At 61.3% G+C, this 21,950-nt stretch carries 16 protein-coding genes; 7 read left to right on the top strand and 9 right to left on the bottom strand.

What is annotated here, in order from left to right; all coding sequences use genetic code 11:
- Positions 1 to 53: 53 nt before the first annotated feature.
- The 3 genes from HBO12_RS13490 to HBO12_RS13480 all read right to left on the bottom strand — a co-directional run bounded on the left by HBO12_RS13490 (position 54) and on the right by HBO12_RS13480 (position 7,069).
- A complete protein-coding gene (locus tag HBO12_RS13490; RefSeq protein ID WP_170042559.1) occupies positions 54 to 1,391 on the bottom strand; it encodes a DUF3999 family protein in 1,338 nt (445 codons plus the stop codon).
- The gene (locus tag HBO12_RS13485; protein ID WP_170042369.1) at positions 1,391 to 4,462 is read right to left on the bottom strand and encodes a DUF2339 domain-containing protein; all 3,072 of its coding nucleotides are present in this window, start codon (positions 4,460 to 4,462) and stop codon (positions 1,391 to 1,393) included. The genes HBO12_RS13490 and HBO12_RS13485 overlap by 1 nt, the downstream gene beginning before the upstream one ends.
- Positions 4,463 to 4,618: 156 nt before the next feature.
- Positions 4,619 to 7,069 carry a glycogen/starch/alpha-glucan phosphorylase gene (locus tag HBO12_RS13480; protein ID WP_169955653.1) on the bottom strand — a complete coding sequence of 817 codons (2,451 nt, stop codon included), beginning with the start codon at positions 7,067 to 7,069 and terminating at the stop codon, positions 4,619 to 4,621.
- Positions 7,070 to 7,309: 240 nt separating this feature from the next.
- On the opposite strand from HBO12_RS13480, the gene HBO12_RS13475 reads away from it, so the two are divergent.
- On the top strand, positions 7,310 to 7,744 hold the full coding sequence (locus tag HBO12_RS13475) for a YkgJ family cysteine cluster protein (protein ID WP_032862271.1): 435 nt from the start codon (positions 7,310 to 7,312) through the stop codon (positions 7,742 to 7,744).
- 199 nt (positions 7,745 to 7,943) lie between these two features.
- On the opposite strand, the gene typA is transcribed toward HBO12_RS13475, so the two are convergent.
- Together typA and thiI are read right to left on the bottom strand one after the other, a co-directional pair.
- Positions 7,944 to 9,764, bottom strand: coding sequence for a translational GTPase TypA (typA, locus tag HBO12_RS13470; RefSeq protein WP_053140412.1), 1,821 nt, complete (start codon positions 9,762 to 9,764; stop codon positions 7,944 to 7,946).
- A gap of 139 nt (positions 9,765 to 9,903) precedes the next feature.
- On the bottom strand, positions 9,904 to 11,358 hold the full coding sequence (gene thiI, locus HBO12_RS13465) for a tRNA uracil 4-sulfurtransferase ThiI (protein ID WP_170042368.1): 1,455 nt from the start codon (positions 11,356 to 11,358) through the stop codon (positions 9,904 to 9,906).
- 333 nt (positions 11,359 to 11,691) lie between these two features.
- Between thiI and glnA the strand changes: the two genes are divergently transcribed.
- The 3 genes from glnA to ntrC all read left to right on the top strand — a co-directional run bounded on the left by glnA (position 11,692) and on the right by ntrC (position 16,077).
- Complete coding sequence (glnA, locus tag HBO12_RS13460) at positions 11,692 to 13,098, top strand: glutamate--ammonia ligase (protein ID WP_029295916.1); 1,407 nt, start codon at positions 11,692 to 11,694, stop codon at positions 13,096 to 13,098.
- A 460-nt stretch (positions 13,099 to 13,558) separates the two neighbouring features.
- The gene (gene glnL / locus HBO12_RS13455) at positions 13,559 to 14,644 is read left to right on the top strand and encodes a nitrogen regulation protein NR(II) (RefSeq protein WP_003218001.1); all 1,086 of its coding nucleotides are present in this window, start codon (positions 13,559 to 13,561) and stop codon (positions 14,642 to 14,644) included.
- Positions 14,641 to 16,077 (top strand): nitrogen regulation protein NR(I), encoded by a 1,437-nt coding sequence (gene ntrC, locus HBO12_RS13450; RefSeq protein ID WP_169955651.1) that lies wholly within the window; start codon positions 14,641 to 14,643, stop codon positions 16,075 to 16,077. Before glnL ends, ntrC begins: the two co-directional genes overlap by 4 nt.
- Before the next feature lie 409 nt (positions 16,078 to 16,486).
- On the opposite strand, the gene HBO12_RS13445 is transcribed toward ntrC, so the two are convergent.
- Positions 16,487 to 16,927, bottom strand: a complete 441-nt coding sequence (locus HBO12_RS13445; protein ID WP_169955650.1) for a hypothetical protein — start codon at positions 16,925 to 16,927, stop codon at positions 16,487 to 16,489.
- Between HBO12_RS13445 and HBO12_RS13440 the strand changes: the two genes are divergently transcribed.
- A complete protein-coding gene (locus HBO12_RS13440; RefSeq protein ID WP_029295910.1) occupies positions 16,926 to 17,381 on the top strand; it encodes a tRNA (cytidine(34)-2'-O)-methyltransferase in 456 nt (151 codons plus the stop codon). The two genes, HBO12_RS13445 and HBO12_RS13440, sit on opposite strands and share 2 nt — an antisense overlap.
- A 157-nt stretch (positions 17,382 to 17,538) precedes the next feature.
- On the opposite strand, the gene secB is transcribed toward HBO12_RS13440, so the two are convergent.
- From secB to HBO12_RS13425, 3 genes are read right to left on the bottom strand one after another with little or no spacing between them, the layout of a single operon-like run.
- Positions 17,539 to 18,024: a protein-export chaperone SecB gene (gene secB, locus HBO12_RS13435; protein ID WP_057437139.1), complete on the bottom strand. Its 486-nt coding sequence runs from the start codon at positions 18,022 to 18,024 to the stop codon at positions 17,539 to 17,541.
- Positions 18,025 to 18,068: 44 nt separating this feature from the next.
- A complete protein-coding gene (gene grxC / locus HBO12_RS13430; RefSeq protein WP_170042367.1) occupies positions 18,069 to 18,323 on the bottom strand; it encodes a glutaredoxin 3 in 255 nt (84 codons plus the stop codon).
- 1 nt (position 18,324) lies between these two features.
- Positions 18,325 to 18,738, bottom strand: a complete 414-nt coding sequence (locus tag HBO12_RS13425; protein ID WP_029295907.1) for a rhodanese-like domain-containing protein — start codon at positions 18,736 to 18,738, stop codon at positions 18,325 to 18,327.
- Between the two features lie 151 nt (positions 18,739 to 18,889).
- On the opposite strand from HBO12_RS13425, the gene gpmI reads away from it, so the two are divergent.
- Together gpmI and HBO12_RS13415 are read left to right on the top strand one after the other, a co-directional pair.
- Entirely contained in the window at positions 18,890 to 20,416 is a 1,527-nt protein-coding gene (gpmI, locus tag HBO12_RS13420; RefSeq protein ID WP_169955648.1) for a 2,3-bisphosphoglycerate-independent phosphoglycerate mutase, read from the top strand.
- Positions 20,417 to 20,648: 232 nt separating this feature from the next.
- On the top strand, positions 20,649 to 21,935 hold the full coding sequence (locus HBO12_RS13415; RefSeq protein WP_170042366.1) for a murein hydrolase activator EnvC family protein: 1,287 nt from the start codon (positions 20,649 to 20,651) through the stop codon (positions 21,933 to 21,935).
- Positions 21,936 to 21,950: the final 15 nt, after the last annotated feature.

Here is a 21,950-nt window from a genome sequence, read left to right as displayed (position 1 = left end):
CATTTCCTCCTATCAGACGAGATAAGACTGACAGAGTTCATGTAGGCCCCGGCTCAGGGCCTGGCCGGCGGCTTGCGCAGCAGACTGTAGGCCATCGCCCCAAGTGCCGCCACGCCCAGTAACAGCACGGCCCACAGGCCGATTGTCTTCCAGTGGATACCTGCGGCATTTGGCGCAGGCGGTGTACTGGCGCGCCACGCGCCATCGACCCGGGCCTGGCCCAGAGTCGCGAGGCGCTGCGGGGTGTAGCCGGGAATCAAGGTGGTCAGTGCCAGGTTCGCGGCCTTGGCCGACGGATTGCCCAGCGCCAGGGTAAACGGCGGTTCGCCCCGCGCCAGGAACACCACTTGCGTGGCCCGCACGGCAAAACTCAACGCCGGCGCCGGCGCCCCCAGGCCACCGCCCCGTTCGTCCACCTCCAGCTTGAGCTGCCGCACCGGATAGCCCGGCAGTTGCAGTTGATCCTGGGTGACTTCTTGCCCGCCTTGCGCCAAGCGATAGAGCAAACCACGGCTCAACGGCTGCCATCCCTGCTTGCTGTCCTGACGCCCTTGCAGCCCCACCGGCGCCAGGCTGTTGGGCTGGCGCAACTCAACGCGCACCCGCTCGATATTCAACACCCCAGGCAGCTGCCAGCTGTACTGCCCAGGCTCAAGGGTGCTGCCGGCCAAAGGCTCGGACCACACCAGCGACAGCGGCAGGCTGCTGGTGCTTTGCACTTCAATGGAGGTCAACTCGGGCGCGGCCTGACCTTGCCATAGCAGGCGCAGGTAGCGCGCCGACTGCCCTGGCAAGGCGACTTCACGCTGCTCCACCCGATCCTCGGCAAATGCCAGGCGCGCCACCTGCCCGTCGCCCCAGGAGCGCCACTGCTGCAAATCGTCACTGGCTTCGATGCTGAAACGCTGGAAACCCTCGTGCTCGGCGGGCCAGTCGAGGATCAGCTTTTGCAACGGCGCCTTGACTGCACTGGCATCAAGCAACCAGCCACGGCGCACCTGCGCACCGGTCGGCACCTCGCTGGACGGCTGCACCTGCACCAGGGTGCCCGTGGCGCTGGATTGCACGCGCACGCTGGGCACACTGTCGCTGGCATTGTCGGCGGCATAGAGCGGGAAGCCCTTCAGCCGGGCCCGGTTGTTTGCGCTTGCGGCCGACTGCCGCACTAATGCATATGCCTGGGGTTCGCCCGCCGCGTTGAACACCCGCAGGTCACCGAGATCCGCCTGGCTGGCGCTCAATTGCACCGCCAGCGGCAACTCCAGGCGATACCAGGGGCCGTCGCCGCTGACGGTCAGCGGCACTTGGGTGGTGAAGTCGGCGAGGCCTTCTGCGGCCGACGCCGATAACACGGCGCACAGGCCCACCAGTGCAATACTCAGTTTGCCGATCAAGAGGACGCTCCTTGGGTTTGAACCTCGGGTTCACTGCGTTTGGGCGGCAGCGGGGCAAAATAGCCCACCACCAGCAACAGCCCGCCCACGCCGATAAACGACACGATCCGCTCCAGCCCGCCACGGTTGCTCAGCTCGACGAGGAACAACTTGGCGACCACTACGCCGATCAGCACCGCGCCGACCAGCCACACTTCCCGGCGATTGCGCAGGTGCCCGCCGATCATCAGGCCCAGGGCAATCAGGGTCCAGACAATCGACAGGCCGGCCTGGACCAACATTGAGTCGAGCAACGCATCCAGATGAAACGGCACGCCGCCCCAATGGTGCGCCGCGCGCATCACCAATGCGGTGAAAAAGGCGAACAGCGAGACCCCGGCAACGCTCTGGGCAATCCACGGGGTGCGGCTGCCCAGTTGTGGCGCCGCGCTGCGCGCCCACAGGTACACGCCCAGCAGCGCAAACAGCAGGCCCAGGTCCAAGGGGTTGAGCAACGGCACATAGGGCAATGGCCTGGCCGTGCCGTCGCTGAAAATATTGGCCAGCCAGAACCACACCAGCATCAGCGCGGCCAACGGCAGCGCGGCCAGCAGGCGGTATTCACGCGCATAAGCAGATATCGGCCATGGCCACTGGCGCGGCGTAGCGACGGCTATCAGGTACAGGCTGGGGAAAATCGCCCAGCCCAGCCAGCGCCAGGCGTTGTATTGCACCGAGAGCACCAACAGGCCATAACGCAGCTCCAGGGCGAGCATGCCGATCAGCATCCAGCAGCCCAGCACATGGGCGACGCTCAGGGCCTTTGCCGCCGCCAGGTCGGCCAAATAACGCAGCGCGATGAAATGTACGGCGAACACCGCCAGCCAGGCCAACCAGCCCAATTCGGCCGCCGGGTGGTAATAGCGATGCAACGACACCAGCACCACCAGCGCCGCCGCTGGCATCAGCAACAGGCAGAGGGTACCCAGCGCGGCCCAGCGCAGGCGCAACGCCAGCAACATCCACAACGCCGCGCTGGCCGCAGCCGCCGCCAACAGGAACGTGGCTTGCAACTCTGGCGGGGTGAAGCGCAGCACTTCATGGTTCAGCGCCAATACCCACCACGCCGCGCCCCAGGCCAGCAGGCCGTTGGAAAGATGGGGCAACTTGAGCCGTCGATCACTGCCCTGCAAGCGCCAGGCGCCGACAAATGCGGCCAACCCCACCAGCATCGGCGCCCAGAAACCGATATGCCGAAACGCCGGCAGTTCTTCGCCGCCCCATGACGTGAGCATGAGCAACGCCCCCGCCAGCACTTGCACGCCAAGCGCGCAGAACAGGAAGGTGCGCGAAGCGATATGCCAGCCGACAAACACCGTTACCAGCCCGGCCAGCGCCCAACTGATCGCGGTGCCCTGCTCGGCCACCAGCAACGGCGCCAGCAGGTACACAAAGCCCAGGCCAAGGCCGGCCAGGACCGGCAAGCCCCGGCGCTCCCACGTCGTGGTCTGCGCCAGCGCGGCCGTGCGCAGTTGCTGGAAGCTGAACAGCAACGCCACGCCGAGCAACAACGCGCCCAGCGCCGCGCCGTCCAGCAGCGTGTGTTCGCCCACGTCCAGCTCACTGAGAAAGGCCAGCGCCGAGCCCAGTTGCAACAGCAAGCCGAACCCGCGCGCCAACGCTCGCTGCTGACGCAGGCCAAGCCACAGGATGCCAGCGCCTTCCACCGCCCAGGCTGCGGCGGTCCAGCGCGCGTCCAGGCCCAGGGGGATCGCCAGGCTGGCGAAGATCACGCCCAGGGCCAGGCAGGTTTCTGCCAGCAACACGGTGCGCCCACCGCTGAGCACACGCGCCAGGACCATATAGATGATCCCCAACGCCAGCGCGCTGAATGCCGGAGCGAAGGCCAGGTGTTGCACCAAGGTGAACTGCAAACCAAACGCCACCAGCGGCGGGCCGAACAGCAGGCCGCCATCCACATAATCACCCTTGGCCGCCGACCAGCGCAGCAGCGCGCCACGGCTGTCATCGGCCGGGGCGTCGGGGGTTTCCAGGAGTTTGCGCCGCGCAAACAGTAGGCCGATGGCCAGGTACATCAGGAAAAACAGGATCAGGAACGGCTCGGTACTCCACAGCAGTTCCGGGGTGTAGGAACGAATCCCCCAGGCGAAGCCAATGCCGAAGGTGCCGGCAAAGCCAATCACATTGAGCAGGCGCCAGGCCTTGAACCAGGCGATGGCGAGGATCCCGGCGTTGAGCAGGGCGAAGTAACTGAACAGCGCCACATGGCTGCCTTCGCCGGTGGACGCCAGGATCGGCGCGGCAAACCCGCCGAGGGCTGCGGCGCAGGCCAGGCCGATGGCGTCCTGGGTAATCGCCAGGATCGCCGAAAACACCGTCACCGCCACCAGCAGGCCCAGCGCCGCACCCGGATCGAGCAGCGGGTGCAGGCGCATGGCGGCGAACACCGTCAGGTACAACACGGCAATGCCCGTGCCTTGCAGGATCAGCGCGTAATTGCCCCGGCGCAGGCGCAGCCACCAACCCAGGCCCAGCAAGCCCAGGGCGCAGGCGGCGACACCGGCGTAGCGCATCTCGATCGGCACCACCAGGCCTTCGGTGGCATAACGCAGCAAAAATGCCAGGCCCAAGAACAGCAACACCACGCCGACCCGCAGCACGGTATTGCCGCCCAGCAGCCAGTTGCGCGCGGCGCCGATGGCACGTTCGATCAGGTTGGGGCTACGGGGGATTTCGGGTTCAGCTTCGCGGGCAACGGCGGCCGGTTTCCACAGGTCGTCCGGCAGCGGTTGGCTCGGTTCGGGAGCAGGGGTGGATTGCAGTTCGGCGGGCAGCTCCCAGACCAGCTCTGGGGCGGGCGCGGGTTCGGCCATGGACGGTTCGACCTGAGGCGGCTTTTCCAGCAGCGCGAGGCGTTGTTCCAGCGCCTTTACGGCACTGCCAAGGTTCGACAGGCGAATGGCCTGGCCAACCCCCAAACCCAGTAGTGCACCGAAGCCTGCATCACTAAACGATTCATCCAGCGCCCAGCCGAGCACCAGGCCAATGAGCATGAACATCCATTGCATGGTCCAAATCCCTAAGCAAACCGAGGCCCAGTATATAGACGCATAACCAATGTGGGAGCGGGCTTGCTCGCGATAGCGGTGCATCAGTCACCTACTTGCTAACTGACGCAGCGCTATCGCGAGCAAGCCCGCTCCCACATTTTGCTCCTGCGGCGTTTAGTCCAGGGCTTTCCAGATTTCGGTCGCATACTCGCGGATGGTACGGTCCGACGAGAACCACCCGGTACGCGCGGTGTTGAGCACCGCTGAACGCCACCATTCCTTGGAGTCATGCCAATGGGCCTCGACCCGCGCCTGGGCGTCCCAGTAGGCATCAAAATCGGCACACACCAGGAAGCGATCATAGGCGATCAACGAGTCGATCAACCCCACATAGCGCCCCGGATCGTCCGGCGAGAACACCCCGCCACGAATCGCCTGCAGCACGTCGTTCAAGCGATGGGAGGCCGCGATATCCGGGCCGGCATTGAATTCACCCGCCTGTTTGCGCGCTTCGACCTGCTCGGCGCTGAGGCCGAAGATAAACATGTGCTCGCCGCCGATGCGCTCGTGCATCTCGACATTGGCGCCATCCATGGTGCCGATGGTCAGCGCGCCATTGAGGCCGAACTTCATGTTGCTGGTGCCCGAAGCCTCGAACCCGGCGGTGGAGATCTGCTCTGACAGGTCCGCCGCCGGAATGATGTTTTCCGCCAGGCTGACGTTGTAGTTGGGCAGGAACACCACCTTGAGCAGGCCGCGCACGGTCGGGTCGTTATTGACCGTACGCGCGATGTCGTTGGTCAGCTTGATGATCAGCTTGGCCTGGTGATAACTGGCCGCCGCCTTGCCGGCGAAGATTTTCACCCGCGGCACCCAATCCACCTCAGGCTCGGCACGAATCGCCTGGTACAAGGCGACGGTGTGCAGCAGGTTCAGCAACTGGCGCTTGTACTCGTGGATGCGCTTGACCTGCACATCGAACATCGCCGCCGGGTTGACCGAGATGCCCAGGCGCTCATGGATGATATCGGCCAGTACGCGCTTGCTGTGCAGGCGCTGCTCGGCGAAGGCCTTGCGGAACGCCTGCTTCTCGGCAAAGGTTTCCAGCTCCACCAGGCGCTGTTCCATGTTGTCGAGAATGTCCGGGCCCAGGGCTTCTACCAGCATTGCGGTGAGCTTGGGGTTGGCCTGGAACAGCCAGCGGCGGAAGGTGATGCCGTTGGTCTTGTTGTTGATACGGTCGGGGTAGAGCTTGTGCAGTTCGGAAAACACCGTGCTGCGCATCAACTGGGTGTGCAGCCCGGACACGCCGTTGACGCTGTGGGAGCCAAGGAACGCCAGGTTGCCCATGCGCACGCGGCGACCGTTGTCTTCTTCGATCAGCGACACTGCGCGCAGCACGTCGAAATCGTGGATGCCCTTGGCCCGCAGCGAATCGATGTGCTGGGCGTTGATCAGGTAGATGATCTGCATATGCCGGGGCAGCATGCGTTCCATCAGGCCTACGGGCCAGGTTTCCAGAGCCTCGGGAAGCAGCGTGTGGTTGGTGTAGGAAAGCGTCTCCACCGTAACCTGCCAGGCCGCATCCCAGGCGATGTCGTGCAGGTCGACCAATTGGCGCATCAACTCGGCCACGGCGATGGACGGGTGGGTGTCGTTGAGCTGGATGGCCGCGTGTTCGCCCAGGCTCAGCACCGAGCCGTGCATGTTTTTGTGGCGCCGCAGCAGGTCTTGCAGGGAAGCCGAGACGAAGAAGTATTCCTGGCGCAGGCGCAATTCCTGCCCTGCTTCGGTGCTGTCGGCCGGGTAAAGCACCCTGGAGATGCTTTCGGCACGGGCCACTTCGGCAACGGCGCCCAAATGGTCACCGGCGTTGAAGCGCTCCAGGTGCAGGTCTTCGACAGCTCGCGCACGCCACAGGCGCAAGGTGTTCACACTGGCACCGCGCCAGCCGACTACCGGGGTGTCGTAGGCCACCGCGCGCACGGTTTCATTGGGCGACCAGACCTGTATCGACTTTCCGGACGCATCCAGCACGGTCTCGACGCTGCCGCCGAAGCCGATCGGGTAGATCACTTCGGCGCGCTCGAACTCCCAGGGGTTGCCGAAATCCAGCCAGCGCTCGGTCTGCTCCTGCTGCCAGCCATCGACAATCGCTTGGCGAAACAGCCCGTGTTCATAACGAATGCCATAGCCATGGCCGGCAATGCCCAGGGTCGACATGCTTTCCATAAAGCACGCGGCCAGGCGGCCCAGGCCACCGTTGCCCAGGGCCGCATCGGGCTCCAGCAGGCGGATGCGCTCCAGGTCCACACCCAACTCGCCGAGGGCTTCGCGCGCCACCTCCAGCAGGCCGAGGTTGCTCAGGCTGTCAAACAGCAAACGGCCGATCAAGAACTCCAGGGACAGGTAATACACCCGCTTCTGCCCACGCCGGTAGATGTGCCGGGTGTGGTCCATCCAGTGGTCGACCATGTGGTCGCGCGCCGCCAGGGCAATGGCTTCGAACCAGTCATGGTCGAAGGCGTGATCGGGATCCTTGCCCACCGCATAAGTGAGTTTGGTCAAGACAGCATCGCGAAACGCGGCTACCTCTGCTTCTCGTACAAGCGGTTCCTGAGACATCGGTGCGACCTCGGGCGAGATAGAAGAAGGGAAATCCTAGAGCCTAGACGGTCTGACCCGCGGCATGGCTGACGGTTCGGCAGTTTTTTCACTCATTCACGCATGCAGGTTTTAGATGCAGGGGCCGTGCCCGTTTACGCCACCAAGCAGCCTTTGAGCCGAAACCCGCAAAATATTGTTCAAAAAATCACCAATCCCGGTATGATCGCGCGCCCGGACAAAGCCCCTCTTGGAAACCTGATGAAGCCTCAACTGATCGCCGCCGCGGAACTCGACCGTCTCGAAACGTGGCAGAAATACTCCAGCCACATGTGCGGCGGCTGCACGTCCAACTGCTGCACCCTGCCGGTTGAGGTGAAGATCAAGGATTTGATCCGCATTGGCATCGTCGATGAATTCGAGCGTGGCGACCCGCCGAAGAACATCGCCAAGCGCTTGCAGAAGGAAGGCATCGTCGAGCGCTTCAACTCCAAGTCCGAGATCTTTACCCTGCAGCGCATGAGCAACAACGATTGCCTGTACCTGGATCGTAAGACGCGCTTCTGCACTATTTATGACAAACGCCCGGATACCTGCCGCAATCACCCCAAGATCGGGCCGCGCCCAGGGTATTGCGCGTACAAGCCCAAGGAAGTGGTGCGCGAGACCAAGTTGCGCACGCTCGACAAGTTCTAAATGTTGGTTGCCTGACAGATCGCCATCGCAGGCAAGCCAGCTCCCACAGTTGATCGCGTTCATCCTCAATAAACTCGGTCAATGTGGGAGCCGGGCTTGCCCGCGATGAGGCCAGGCCAGACACCACACAATCTGCAGGCATAAAAAAACGCCCCCGGCCAACAGGCCGGGGGCGTTTTTATTCAGCTGGAACTAAGTATCAGTTCTTAGCCTTTTTGGCAGCGCGGGTACGCTCGCCTTCGTCCAGGATCTTCTTGCGAAGACGGATGGACTTAGGCGTCACTTCGCACAGCTCGTCGTCCTGGATGAATTCCAGGGCCTGTTCCAGGGTGAAGCGAACAGGTGGAACCAGGGCGATGGTTTCGTCTTTACCCGAAGCACGCATGTTGTCGAGCTTCTTGCCTTTGGTTGGGTTGACGCCCATGTCGTTGTCACGGCTGTTCAAGCCAACGATCTGACCGTTGTAGATCTCTTGACCGTGTTCAACGAACAGCTTGCCACGCGCCTGGAGAGTTTCCAGGGAGTAGGTCAGCGCCTTGCCGGTTTCTACCGATACCAGGACACCGTTCTGACGGCCGGACATGTCGCCGGACTTCATGGTGTCGTAGCGATCGAAGATCGAGGTCAGGATGCCAGCACCGTTGGTCAGGGTCAGGAACTGGTTACGGAAACCGATCAGACCACGAGCAGGGATGTTGTATTCCAGACGCACACGGCCTTTGCCATCCGGCACCATGTTGGTCAGGTCGCCCTTACGCAGGCCCATCTCTTCCATGACCTTGCCCTGGGATTCTTCAGGGGTGTCGATGGTGACGTTTTCGAACGGTTCCTGCTTCACGCCGTCAACGGTACGGATGATCACTTCCGGACGACCAACGCCCATTTCGAAGCCTTCGCGACGCATGGTTTCGATCAGTACCGAGAGGTGCAGCTCACCACGGCCGGAAACCTTGAACTTGTCAGCCGAGTCGCCTTCTTCAACGCGCAGTGCAACGTTGTACAGCAGCTCTTTGTCCAGACGTTCCTTGATGTTACGGGAAGTCACGAACTTGCCTTCTTTACCGCAGAAAGGCGAGTCGTTTACCTGGAAGGTCATGGAAACGGTTGGCTCGTCGACGGTCAGAGGCTTCATCGCCTCGACAGTGTCCGGCTGGCACAGGGTGTCGGAGATGAACAGCGAGTCCATACCGCTTACGCACACGATGTCGCCGGCGAAAGCTTCTTCAACGTCGATGCGGTGCAGGCCGTGGTGACCCATCAGCTTGAGGATACGACCGTTGCGCTTCTTGCCGTCGGCGCCGATAGCCACAACCGGGGTGTTCGGCTTGACGCTACCGCGAGCGATACGGCCAACACCGATAACACCCAGGAAGCTGTTGTAGTCCAGTGCCGAGATTTGCATCTGGAACGGGCCTTCACGGTCAACCTTCGGCGGTGGAACGTGGTCAACGATCGCCTGGTACAGCGGGGTCATGTCTTCCGCCATGGCGGTGTGTTCCAGACCGGCAATACCGTTCAGGGCAGAGGCGTAGATCACTTGGAAATCAAGTTGCTCTTCGGTAGCACCCAGGTTGTCGAACAGGTCGAAGATCTGGTCCAGAACCCAGTCCGGACGCGCGCCTGGACGGTCAACCTTGTTGATGCACACGATCGGACGCAGGCCGGCTTCGAAAGCCTTCTTGGTCACGAAACGGGTTTGCGGCATAGGGCCGTCTTGAGCGTCAACCAGCAGCAGAACGGAGTCAACCATCGACATTACGCGTTCTACTTCGCCGCCGAAGTCGGCGTGGCCCGGGGTGTCCACGATGTTGATGTGGTAGCCGTTCCAGTTGATGGCGGTGTTTTTCGCCAGGATGGTAATACCGCGCTCTTTTTCCTGGTCGTTGGAGTCCATCACGCGCTCGTCGTTGAGCTCGTTGCGCTCCAGGGTGCCGGATTGACGCAGGAGTTTGTCTACCAGGGTGGTTTTACCATGGTCAACGTGGGCAATGATGGCGATGTTACGTAGATTTTCGATCACTTGTGTATCTCGATCAGAGGATTCGGTGTGCTGACAGGTCGTGGCAGCGATTAACAGTAGAGTCAGGCCTTGCCGTTACAGCTTGACGGCAGAGTCGGGGGGCCGGTGACGCAGGCCACAGGCAAACAGCCCCGGGCTCTTAGCTCGGTCGATAAACGCGCACATTGGCATGCCCCTCACTGAGCAAATGGTGGGCATGCAGGCGACTCATCACGCCTTTGTCGCAATACAGCAGGTACTGACGGCTGTTATCCAGTTCCTTGAAACGCGCGTTCAGTGCATAGAACGGCAGCGTTTGCACGTCGATGCCAGCGACTTCCAGCGGCTCGTCGCAAGCGGCATCCGGGTGACGGATGTCGATGACAATCTGGCCGGCCAGTGCTTCGCTGACTTCTTCGATCTGCACATCCTGGCCCAGTTCGTCGATTACCCGATCGATCGGCACCAGTTTGGCGTTCTCGAGCGCTCGCTCCAGAATCGCCATGTCGAATTCTTTCTCTTCATGCTCCACGCGGTAGCGCTTGGCATGGGTCTTGGGGTTCACCGAAATGACCCCGCAATACTCTGGCATGTGCTTGGCGAAATCAGCGGTGCCGATTTCGTTGGCCAGGTCGATGATGTCTTGCTTGTGGCTGGCGATCAGCGGGCGCAATACCAACTTGTCGGTCACGCAGTCGATCACAGACAGGTTCGGCAGGGTCTGGCTGGAGACCTGGGAAATCGCCTCGCCGGTGACCAGCGCTTCGATTTGCAGGCGGTCGGCGATTTTCGACGCTGCGCGCAACATCATACGCTTCAATACGACGCCCATATGACCGTTATCGACTTTTCCGAGAATTTCTCCCAGGACTTCCTCGAACGGCACGCTGACAAACAGCACGCGCTGGGAGCTGCCGTACTTCTTCCAGATATAGTGCGCGACTTCCATCACGCCCAATTCGTGTGCACGCCCGCCCAGGTTAAAGAAGCAGAAGTGGCTCATCAGGCCGCGGCGCATGATCTGGTAGGCCGCCACGGTGGAGTCGAAACCGCCGGACATCAGCACCAGGGTCTGCTCCAGCGCGCCCAGCGGGTAGCCGCCGATGCTGTTGTGCTGGCTGTGGATCACAAACAACCGTTGGTCGCGAATTTCGATGCGCACTTCGATTTGCGGCTCTTTCAGCGAGATTCCAGCCGCGCCGCACTCACGACGCAGCTTGCTGCCGACGTACTTCTCGACGTCCATGGAGCTGAACGGATGCTTGCCCGCACGCTTGCAACGCACCGAAAAAATCTTGCCCACAAGGCTGTCGCCAAAGTGCAGTTTGCATTTTTCAGTGATGTCGTCGAAGTCGCCCAGCGGGTACTCGTCAACCTGCAGGAAATGCGCGATGCCCGGCATGCAGCTCAGGCGCTCGGTCATATCTTTCAAGGCTTTAGGGTCGCTGACGCGGGTTTCCAGCTCGAGATTGTCCCACACACCGTTCACCACCACGGCCGGGTCCAGGTCACGGAGCACAGCGCGGATGTTCTTGGCCAATTGACGGATGAAACGCATCCGTACCGGTCGGCTCTTGATGGTGATCTCGGGGAAGACTTTAACGATTAATTTCATGGAAACAGCGCGCGCAGGGCCAGCCGAAAAAGGGGGGCGCGGATTATAGCGGAAATCGCTCAAGGTTTAACCAGTTAATATACAAACGGCATGCAGCGCACCAAAGAGGTGCATTTAAGACTGATTGCGCTACATTGCAGTGCGCGATTTTTGCCGTTTTGACGATTTGCACCTTTATAGGGGCCATTTTGAGGCAAAAAACCCATGTCGGGGCACTGGCATGCAATTTGCTCTCTTGTGAGGCAGGTTGCCATGGCGGACTATCCGCGCCGGCATCACCCACATTCTAAGGGCTACTCCACTACCCAAGCCCGAAGCCACCCGGAGGACACTATGTCGAAGTCGGTTCAACTCATCAAAGATCATGACGTTAAATGGATTGATCTGCGCTTCACGGACACCAAAGGCACTCAGCACCACGTGACCATGCCGGCTCGCGACGCGCTGGATGACGCCTTCTTCGAAGAAGGCAAAATGTTCGACGGCTCCTCCATCGCTGGCTGGAAAGGCATCGAAGCCTCCGACATGATCCTGATGCCGGACGATTCCACCGCCGTACTCGACCCGTTCACCGAAGAGCCGACGCTGATCATCGTCTGCGACGTGATCGAGCCTTCGACCATGCAGGGCTACGACCGCGACCCACGTGCGATCGCCAAGCGTGCCGAGGAATACCTCAAGTCCACCGGTATCGGTGACACCGTATTCGTGGGCCCGGAGCCTGAGTTCTTCATCTTTGACCAAGTGAAGTTCAAGTCCGACATCTCCGGCTCCATGTTCAAAATCTTCTCCGACCAAGGTTCGTGGATGTCCGACCAGGACGTGGAAGGCGGCAACCATGGCCACCGTCCAGGCGTCAAAGGCGGCTACTTCCCGGTTCCACCGTTCGACCACGACCACGAAATCCGTACCTCCATGTGCAACGCCATGGAAGACATGGGCCTGGTCATCGAAGTTCACCACCACGAAGTGGCAACTGCCGGCCAGAACGAAATCGGTGTGAAGTTCAACACCCTGGTGGCCAAGGCTGACGAAGTACAGACCCTCAAGTACTGCGTACACAACGTGGCTGTGGCCTACGGCCGTACCGCTACCTTCATGCCTAAGCCTCTGTACGGCGATAACGGTTCGGGTATGCACGTTCACCTGTCCATCGCCAAAGATGGCAAGAACACCTTCGCTGGCGAAGGTTATGCCGGCCTGTCCGACACTGCCCTGTACTTCATCGGCGGCATCATCAAGCACGGTAAGGCCCTGAACGGCTTCACCAACCCGTCGACCAACTCCTACAAGCGTCTGGTCCCAGGTTTCGAAGCGCCAGTGATGCTGGCCTACTCGGCGCGCAACCGTTCCGCTTCGATCCGTATTCCTTACGTGTCCAGCCCTCGCGCTCGCCGTATCGAAGCACGTTTCCCGGATCCAGCAGCCAACCCGTACCTGGGCTTCGCTGCCCTGCTGATGGCTGGCCTGGACGGCATCCAGAACAAGATCCACCCAGGCGACGCCGCCGACAAGAACTTGTACGACCTGCCGCCTGAAGAGGCCAAAGAGATCCCACAAGTGTGCGGCAGCCTGAAAGAAGCCCTGGAAGAGCTGGACAAGGGCCGTGCGTTCCTGACCAAAGGCGGCGTGTTCAGCGACGACTTTATCGATGCCTACATCGCCCTGAAAAGCGAAGAAGAAATCAAGGTCCGCACCTTCGTACACCCACTGGAATACGAGCTGTACTACAGCTGCTGATCCGGTAGCGCCGCTTAGTGGCGTGACAAAAAGGCCTCCTTCGGGAGGTCTTTTTTTTGCCTGAAACAATGACTATCCACCTTTGCAAACCCCATCAAAACTGTAGGAGCTGGCTTGCCTGCGATGGCGGTGTATCTGTCGCATCACGACTGACTGAACCACCGCTATCGCAGGCAAGCCAGCTCCTACAGTTTGATGGGGTGCTTCCAGGAAATATTTGATCGCTGAACAGAATGTGGGGATTCGCACTATATTGGTGCGATAGGTTGCACCCATGCCCACGGACCAGCCCATTTTGGGTCGAAATCTCCCGAGCAGGCTGGCAGAGCGCCATAGTTTCGCGCCTCAAGCCCCCATTTCAGGGCTTTTACGCTTCTTTTCGGAGCCTTGGTTTGGTTTTTGCATTTTCCTGGTATCAGCGTGTGCCTCAAGCCCACGCCTTGCTCCAAAAGAGGTCCTAATGACCATCAGCGACGCACTGCACCGCTTGCTACTCGACAACCTGACCACCGCGACCATCCTGCTCAATGACGAACTGCGCCTTGAGTACATGAACCCCGCGGCGGAGATGCTCCTGGCCATCAGCGGCCAGCGCAGCCATGGGCAATTTATCAGCGAGCTGTTCACCGAGTCCGCCGAGGCCTTGAGTTCCTTGCGCCAGGCCGTGGAGCAGGCCCACCCGTTCACCAAGCGTGAAGCGATGCTCACGGCCCTCACCGGCCAGACCCTGACCGTCGACTACGCGGTAACACCGATCCTGAGCCACGGCGCCACCTTGCTGCTGCTGGAGGTGCATCCCCGTGATCGCCTGCTGCGCATCACCAAGGAAGAGGCCCAGCTGTCCAAACAGGAAACCAGCAAGATGCTGGTGCGTGGCCTGGCCCATGAGATCAAGAACCCGCTGGGCGGGATTCGCGGCGCCGCGCAGCTGCTGGCCCGCGAGTTGCCGGATGAAAACCTCAAGGACTACACCAACGTCATCATCGAAGAGGCGGACCGCCTGCGCAACCTGGTGGACCGCATGCTCGGCTCCAACAAGCTGCCGTCGCTGGCGATGACCAATGTGCATGAAGTGCTGGAGCGCGTCTGCCAATTGGTGGAGGCCGAAAGCCAGGGCTGCATCACCCTGGTGCGCGACTACGACCCGAGCATTCCCGACGTGTTGATCGACCGCGAGCAGATGATCCAGGCGGTGCTCAATATCGTACGTAACGCCATGCAGGCCATCAGCAGCCAGAACGAGCTGCGCCTGGGCCGCATCAGCCTGCGCACCCGCGCCTTGCGCCAGTTCACCATCGGCCATGTGCGCCATCGCCTGGTGACCAAGGTCGAGATCATCGACAACGGCCCGGGCATCCCGGCCGAACTGCAAGAAACCATTTTCTTCCCAATGGTCAGCGGTCGCCCGGACGGTACCGGGTTGGGCCTGGCCATTACCCAGAACATCATCAGCCAGCACCAGGGCCTGATCGAATGTGAAAGCCATCCCGGCCACACGACCTTTTCGATCTTTCTGCCACTGGAACAAGGAGCCCCATCGACATGAGCCGTAGTGAAACTGTCTGGATCGTCGATGACGACCGTTCCATCCGCTGGGTCCTGGAGAAAGCCTTGCAACAGGAAGGCATGACCACCCAAAGCTTCGACAGCGCCGATGGGGTGATGAGCCGCCTGGCGCGCCAGCAGCCCGATGTGATCATCTCTGATATCCGCATGCCCGGCGCCAGCGGCCTGGACTTGCTGGCGCGGATCCGCGAGCAGCACCCGCGCTTGCCGGTGATTATCATGACCGCGCACTCGGACCTGGACAGCGCTGTCGCGTCGTATCAGGGCGGCGCCTTCGAGTACCTGCCCAAGCCGTTCGACGTTGATGAGGCGGTGGCGCTGGTCAAGCGCGCCAACCAGCACGCCCAGGAACAGCAAGGCCAGGCCGTGGAACCGACCCTGACCCGCACCCCGGAAATCATCGGTGAAGCACCGGCGATGCAGGAAGTGTTTCGCGCCATCGGGCGCCTGAGCCACTCCAACATCACCGTGCTGATCAACGGTGAGTCCGGGACCGGTAAAGAGCTGGTGGCCCATGCCCTGCACCGTCACAGCCCGCGGGCGGCCTCGCCGTTCATCGCGTTGAACATGGCGGCGATCCCCAAGGACTTGATGGAGTCCGAGCTGTTCGGCCATGAAAAAGGCGCGTTCACCGGCGCGGCCAACCTGCGTCGCGGGCGCTTTGAACAGGCGGACGGCGGCACGCTGTTTCTCGATGAAATCGGCGATATGCCCGCCGACACCCAGACTCGGCTGCTGCGAGTGTTGGCCGATGGGGAGTTCTATCGTGTCGGCGGTCATACGCCGGTCAAGGTCGACGTACGGATCATCGCCGCGACCCACCAGAACCTGGAAACCCTGGTGCACGCTGGCAAGTTTCGCGAGGATTTGTTCCATCGCCTGAATGTGATCCGCATCCACATCCCGCGCATGTCGGACCGTCGCGAAGATATCCCGACCCTGGCCCGCCACTTCCTCAGCCGCGCCGCCCAGGAGCTGGCGGTAGAGCCCAAGCTGCTGAAGACGGAAACCGAGGAGTACCTGAAGAACCTGCCGTGGCCGGGCAACGTGCGCCAGCTGGAAAATACCTGCCGCTGGATCACGGTGATGGCGTCCGGGCGCGAGGTGCATATCAGCGACCTGCCGCCGGAGTTGTTGAACCTGCCGCAGGATTCGGCGCCGGTGACCAACTGGGAACAGGCCCTGCGCCAGTGGGCCGACCAGGCCCTGGCCCGTGGCCAGTCGAGCCTGCTGGACAGCGCCGTGCCGACCTTTGAGCGGATCATGATCGAAACCGCCCTCAAGCACACCGCCGGCAGGCGTCGTGATGCCGCCGTGCTGCTGGGCTGGGGCCGCAACACCTTGACCCGCAAGATCAAGGAGTTGGGGATGAAGGTCGATGGTGGGGATGATGATGAGGGCGAAGAGGGCTGAGCACAGCTTTCCTTTGTAGGAGCTGGCTTGCCAGCGATGCATGCACCTCGGTTTTTCAGTGAGACCGCGGTGATGCTATCGCTGGCAAGCCAGCTCCTACATTGTTTTGTGCAATCGCAAAAAACCATGCACCGCTTCAACGCACCATGAACCGCTATCGCGCACGAACTCCAGGCCGCTTTCAAAAAACTCTGAACCCTGAAAACGCCAAAGCCCCGTAATCCTGGGCTTTGCGCTTTATAAAAGAATTTCCTCAGACAAATTCGCCATTCTGGCACGCCCCCTGCAATACCTCTGGTACTACCCAGTTTCGGGGACCTTGGTACAGGCAGGCCGAGAATCCCCTCTTTAATTCGAGCGTCAAACCGTTTTGGGAGCCCTGGTACAGGCAGGCCGGGAACTCCCTCTTTTATTGCTCCAGGAGATGGATCTCCAGTCGCCAGCGGTCATCGACCGCCTTGCCCGACCATTCCCCACGCAGCGGCCGTGCCGCCACCAGGTTCAACAGCAAGCCGCCATCGGTCTTGCGCACGCGCCAGTTCACATCCTTGTCATTGACCTTCAATTGCCCCGCCTGGGCCTGGCCCTGGGCGTCGAACAGCAGCGCCACGGTGCCGTCGATATGCTCGCCGTGCAGCTTCGGCTCGCTGTTGAACCACACCACCAGGCCATCGCTGCCAGGCTCTACCTGCAGCAAGGCGGTTGGGTCCGAGGTGGTCAGGCGACCGATCATCAAGCCCACCATCAACCCGACAATCGCCAGCGAACCCAGGACGCGGGGCAATAGCTGCGGCCTGGGGTCGTCTTCAGGGGTAGAATGCGCTGCATCTTTATCTTCGGAGCCGTGCATGTTTCACGTCATCCTTTTTCAACCAGAAATTCCGCCGAATACCGGCAACGTTATCAGGCTGTGCGCCAACAGTGGCTGCCACCTGCATTTGATCGAGCCGCTGGGCTTCGAGATGGACGACAAGCGCCTGCGCCGCGCGGGCCTGGACTATCACGAGTACGCCACCCTGCAGCGTCACGCCGACCTCGCCAGTTGCCTGGAGAGCCTGGGGCACCCGCGCCTGTTTGCGTTCACCACCAAGGGCTCGCGGCCGTTTCACGATGCCAGCTTTGCCGAGGGCGATGCCTTCCTGTTCGGCCCCGAAAGCCGTGGCCTGCCGGCAGACGTGCTCGACGCCCTGCCCGACGGCCAGCGCCTGCGCCTGCCGATGCGCGAGGGCTGCCGCAGCCTGAACCTGTCCAACACCGTGGCCGTCGCCGTCTACGAAGGCTGGCGCCAGCTCGGTTTCAAATAACCCGCCTAAACAAATGTGGGAGCGGGCGTGTGTGGGAGCCGGGCTTGCCCGCGATGCAGGCACCTCGGTGTGTCAGTCACACAGAGGTGATGCTATCGCTGGCAAGCCAGCTCCCACACACGCCCGCTCCCACATTTAGAGCGGCGTCGGGTTCAGCTTACTGAACCGTCGGTGCGCCTTCCTGTTGCATGCGCTGCAGCTCTTGCGCATACAGGGCATCGAAGTTCACCGGGGCCAGCATCAGGGCCGGGAACGAACCACGGGTAACCAGGCTGTCCAGGGTCTCGCGGGCATACGGGAACAGGATGTTCGGGCAGAACGCGCCCAGGGTGTGGCTCATGGACGCATCGTCCAGGCCCTGGATCAGGAAGATACCGGCCTGTTGCACTTCAGCGATGAATGCCACTTCTTCACCGTTCTTCACGGTGACCGACAGGGTCAGTACCACTTCGTGGAAGTCGCCTTCGAGCTGCTTCTGACGGGTGTTCAGATCCAGGCCGACGCTTGGGGTCCACTCCTGGCGGAAGATCGCCGGGCTTTTCGGCGCTTCGAACGACAGGTCACGCACGTAGATACGCTGCAGGGAAAATTGTGGGCCTTGAGCCTCTTCTGCTGCCGCTTCGATGTTCGGTTGGTCAGTCATCTCGCAGATCCTTCTTGATCTTGGGGTCTTTTAGGTTTTTGGAGTCAGACGTGAAGCAGCGCGTCGAGTTTACCGGCGCGCTCCAGGGCGTACAGGTCGTCGCATCCACCGATGTGCTTGTCACCGATCCAGATCTGCGGAACGGATGAACGCCCTGCCTTCTTGGTCATTTCGGCACGCACCGAGGGTTTGCCATCGACCTTGATCTCTTCGAATGCAACGCCCTTCTTCTGCAGCAACGCCTTGGCATCCCGGCAAAAAGGGCAATAATCGCTGGAATAAACGACAACCTGGCTCATATCACTTCACCAACGGCAGGTTATCGGCGCGCCAGCTGGAGATACCACCCGACAGCTTGGCGGCGGTGAAACCGCTCTTCATCATTTCGCGGGCATGGCCACCGGAGTGCTGGCCCTGGGCGTCGACCAGGATAATGGTCTTGGCCTTGTGCTTTTCCAGCTCGGCGATGCGGGCGATCAGCTTGTCCTGGGGGATATTCAGCGCGCCAACGATATGGCCGGCGGCAAAGTCCTTGGCCGGACGGATGTCGACGACAACGGCCTGGTCCTTGTTGACCAGCGCGGTCAGCTCGGCGGTGCTGAGGCTACGGCCGCCACGGCTCACTTCATGAGCAATCAGCAGCGCCAGCAGTACAACGAAGGCACCGACCAGCAGATAGTGAGAGGTAGCAAATGCAATCAGGTGATCAACCATCAAGGAGGTTCCAGGGCGTTAAAATGGCGGTAAGTATACACAGCCGCCATGGGGGGCCAACCCCCGTAAAGCGGTGACGGCATCGGAACTTCGCTTTAAACTGCCACTCCCTTTTCAATCGCCTTCCTTTAATACCGCCGCGAGAGGATCTATGACTACCACGCCTAAACCTTTGGTCCTGATGATTCTCGATGGCTTCGGTCACAGTGAAAACCACCACGACAACGCCGTATTCGCGGCGAACAAGCCCGTACTGGACCGCCTGTGCGCCAGCGTACCCAATGGCCTGATCTCCGGATCGGGCATGGACGTCGGCCTGCCGGACGGCCAGATGGGCAACTCTGAAGTCGGCCATATGAACCTGGGCGCCGGACGAGTGGTATATCAGGACTTCACCCGCGTGACCAAAGCCATCCGCGATGGCGAGTTCTTCGAGAACCCGACCATCTGCGCCGCGGTGGATAAAGCCGTCGCCGCCGGCAAGGCCGTGCATTTCATGGGCCTGCTGTCCGACGGTGGCGTGCACAGCCACCAGGACCACCTGGTCGCCATGGCCGAACTGGCCTACAAGCGCGGCGCCGAGAAGATCTACCTGCACGCCTTCCTTGATGGCCGCGATACCCCGCCCAAAAGCGCGCAATCGTCTATCGAACTGCTGGACGCGACCTTCGCCGCCCTCGGCAAGGGCCGCATCGCCAGCCTGGTTGGCCGCTACTTTGCCATGGACCGCGACAACCGCTGGGACCGTGTGTCCCAGGCCTACAACCTGATCGTCGACGGCAACGCCGAATTCAACGCGGCCACCGCCCAGCAAGGCCTGGAAGCCGCCTACGCCCGTGGCGAGAGCGATGAGTTCGTCAAGGCCACCACCATCGGCGAGCCCGTGAAGGTCGAAGATGGCGACGCCGTGGTGTTCATGAACTTTCGCGCCGACCGTGCCCGCGAACTGAGCCATGTGTTCGTCGATGAGGGTTTCAAAGACTTCGAGCGCGCGCGCCAGCCGAAAGTCGAGTTCGTGATGCTGACCCAATACGCCGCCAACATCCCGGCCCCGTCGGCCTTCGCCCCGGGCAGCCTGGAAAACGTGCTGGGTGATTACCTGGCGAAAAACGGCAAGACCCAACTGCGTATCGCCGAAACCGAGAAGTACGCCCACGTCACCTTCTTCTTCTCCGGCGGGCGTGAAGAACCGTTCCCCGGCGAAGAGCGCATCCTGATCCCATCGCCGAAAGTCGCCACCTACGACCTGCAACCGGAAATGAGCGCACCGGAAGTTACCGACAAGATCGTCGACGCCATCGAACACCAGCGTTATGACGTGATCGTGGTCAACTACGCCAACGGCGACATGGTCGGCCACAGTGGCAACCTGCAAGCCGCGGTCAAGGCCGTGGAATGCCTGGACCTGTGCGTAGGCCGGATCGTCGACGCCCTGGAAAAGGTCGGCGGCGAAGCACTGATCACCGCCGACCACGGCAACTGCGAGCAGATGTCCGACGAGTCCACCGGCCAGGCCCACACCGCCCACACCACCGAGCCGGTGCCGTTCATATATGTCGGCAAGCGCGACTTCAAAGTGCGCGAAGGCGGCGTGCTGGCGGACGTGGCGCCGACCATGCTCATGCTGATGGGGCTCAAGAAGCCTGCCGAGATGACCGGCACCTCGATTCTGGTCTAAACCAAAACGCCCTGTAGGAGCCGGCTTGCCGGCGATGGCGCCTGATTGATCACCACAAGGTTCAAGGCCCCCATCGCTGGCAAGCCAGCTCCTACAGTGAGTTAGAGGTGTTTTTGAGGGTGGCGTTTAGCCATACCCTGCCGTATGGCAGCTAACTTACCCATTGGGCGTTTTTTTTGCAGCGTGGGGCGGGCATACTAGGCCGTCCCTTTCCCTGGTGTCGCCCGCCTCTATGCTTCGCGCCTTGATTACCCTTGCTCTTGTCTGCGTGCTCCAACCGGCCTTGGCCGACGAGCGTGCGCAAACCCAACAACAGTTGGACGCTACGCGTCAGGACATTACCGAGCTGAAGAAACTGCTCGGCAAGCTCCAGGAAGAAAAATCCGGGGTGCAGAAAGACCTGCGCGGCACGGAAACCGAAATGGGCAAGCTGGAGAAGCAGGTCCAGGAGCTGCAAAAAGAACTAAAGAAGAGCGAGTCGGAACTGGAGCGACTCGACGGTGAGAAAAAAAAACTCCAGAGCGCGCGCGTTGAACAGCAACGCCTGATCGCAATCCAGGCCCGTGCCGCCTACCAGAACGGCCGCCAGGAGTACCTCAAGCTGCTGCTCAACCAGCAGAACCCGGAAAAATTCGCCCGCACCCTGACCTACTACGACTACCTGAGCACCGCGCGCCTGGAGCAACTCAAGAGCTTCAACGAGACCCTGCGCCAGTTGGCCAACGTCGAGCAGGAAATCTCCGATCAGCAAAGCCAGTTACTGGCCCAGAAAAGCAGCCTCGACACCCAGCGCGACGAGCTGGACAAGGTGCGCAAGGAACGCCAACAGGCCCTGGCCAAGCTCAACAGTGACGTAAAAGCCCGTGATGCCAAGTTGCAGGCGCGCCAGCAGGACCAGGCCGACCTGGCCAAAGTACTGAAAACCATCGAGGAAACCCTGGCACGCCAGGCCCGCGAAGCCGAACAAGCGCGGCAGAAAGCGCTGATCGCCCAGCAGGAAGCAGAAAAACAGCGCCAGCGTGAAGCCGAGGCGCTCGCCAGCGACGCCCCGCGTAAACCGGCGCGTGCAGCCCCCGGCCCACTGGTTTCCAGCGCCGGTGAATCGTTTGGCGGGCCTTTTGCTACTGCCCGAGGCAAACTTCCATGGCCAGTTGATGGTCGACTACTGGCACGCTTTGGTGAAACCCGTGGCGATGACACCCGCACCAAGTGGGATGGCGTGATGATCAGCGCCTCTGCGGGCAGCCAGGTGCATGCCGTGCACGGCGGGCGCGTGGTGTTCGCCGATTGGCTGCGCGGCGCCGGTTTGCTGGTGATTCTTGACCACGGCAATGGCTATTTGAGCCTTTACGGCCACAATCAGACGTTACTCAAGGCCGCAGGTGATGTTGTAAAAGCCGGTGAATCCATCTCCACTGTCGGTAACAGTGGCGGCCAGGACACCCCGGCGCTGTACTTCGCTATTCGTCAGCAGGGCCGCCCGAGCGACCCTGCACAATGGTGTCGCGCCCAAGGATAGGCCGCACCTACATTA

Source organism: Pseudomonas sp. WS 5059 (assembly GCF_012985525.1).
Lineage (GTDB): Bacteria > Pseudomonadota > Gammaproteobacteria > Pseudomonadales > Pseudomonadaceae > Aquipseudomonas.
The sequence above is the reverse complement of the archived record's forward strand: the minus strand, read 5'-3'. Positions and strand labels throughout refer to the sequence as shown.

Excerpts from the sequence above, each read along its gene's own strand:
- HBO12_RS13485 (WP_170042369.1), bottom strand. The coding sequence starts at position 4,462 with ATGCAATGGATGTTCATGCTCATTGGCCTGGTGCTCGGCTGGGCGCTG.
- HBO12_RS13480 (WP_169955653.1), bottom strand. The coding sequence starts at position 7,069 with ATGTCTCAGGAACCGCTTGTACGAGAAGCAGAGGTAGCCGCGTTTCGC.
- HBO12_RS13475 (WP_032862271.1), top strand. The coding sequence starts at position 7,310 with ATGAAGCCTCAACTGATCGCCGCCGCGGAACTCGACCGTCTCGAAACG.
- thiI (WP_170042368.1), bottom strand. The coding sequence starts at position 11,358 with ATGAAATTAATCGTTAAAGTCTTCCCCGAGATCACCATCAAGAGCCGA.
- glnA (WP_029295916.1), top strand. The coding sequence starts at position 11,692 with ATGTCGAAGTCGGTTCAACTCATCAAAGATCATGACGTTAAATGGATT.
- glnL (WP_003218001.1), top strand. The coding sequence starts at position 13,559 with ATGACCATCAGCGACGCACTGCACCGCTTGCTACTCGACAACCTGACC.
- ntrC (WP_169955651.1), top strand. The coding sequence starts at position 14,641 with ATGAGCCGTAGTGAAACTGTCTGGATCGTCGATGACGACCGTTCCATC.
- HBO12_RS13440 (WP_029295910.1), top strand. The coding sequence starts at position 16,926 with ATGTTTCACGTCATCCTTTTTCAACCAGAAATTCCGCCGAATACCGGC.
- HBO12_RS13445 (WP_169955650.1), bottom strand. The coding sequence starts at position 16,927 with ATGCACGGCTCCGAAGATAAAGATGCAGCGCATTCTACCCCTGAAGAC.
- secB (WP_057437139.1), bottom strand. The coding sequence starts at position 18,024 with ATGACTGACCAACCGAACATCGAAGCGGCAGCAGAAGAGGCTCAAGGC.
- grxC (WP_170042367.1), bottom strand. The coding sequence starts at position 18,323 with ATGAGCCAGGTTGTCGTTTATTCCAGCGATTATTGCCCTTTTTGCCGG.
- HBO12_RS13425 (WP_029295907.1), bottom strand. The coding sequence starts at position 18,738 with ATGGTTGATCACCTGATTGCATTTGCTACCTCTCACTATCTGCTGGTC.
- gpmI (WP_169955648.1), top strand. The coding sequence starts at position 18,890 with ATGACTACCACGCCTAAACCTTTGGTCCTGATGATTCTCGATGGCTTC.
- HBO12_RS13415 (WP_170042366.1), top strand. The coding sequence starts at position 20,649 with ATGCTTCGCGCCTTGATTACCCTTGCTCTTGTCTGCGTGCTCCAACCG.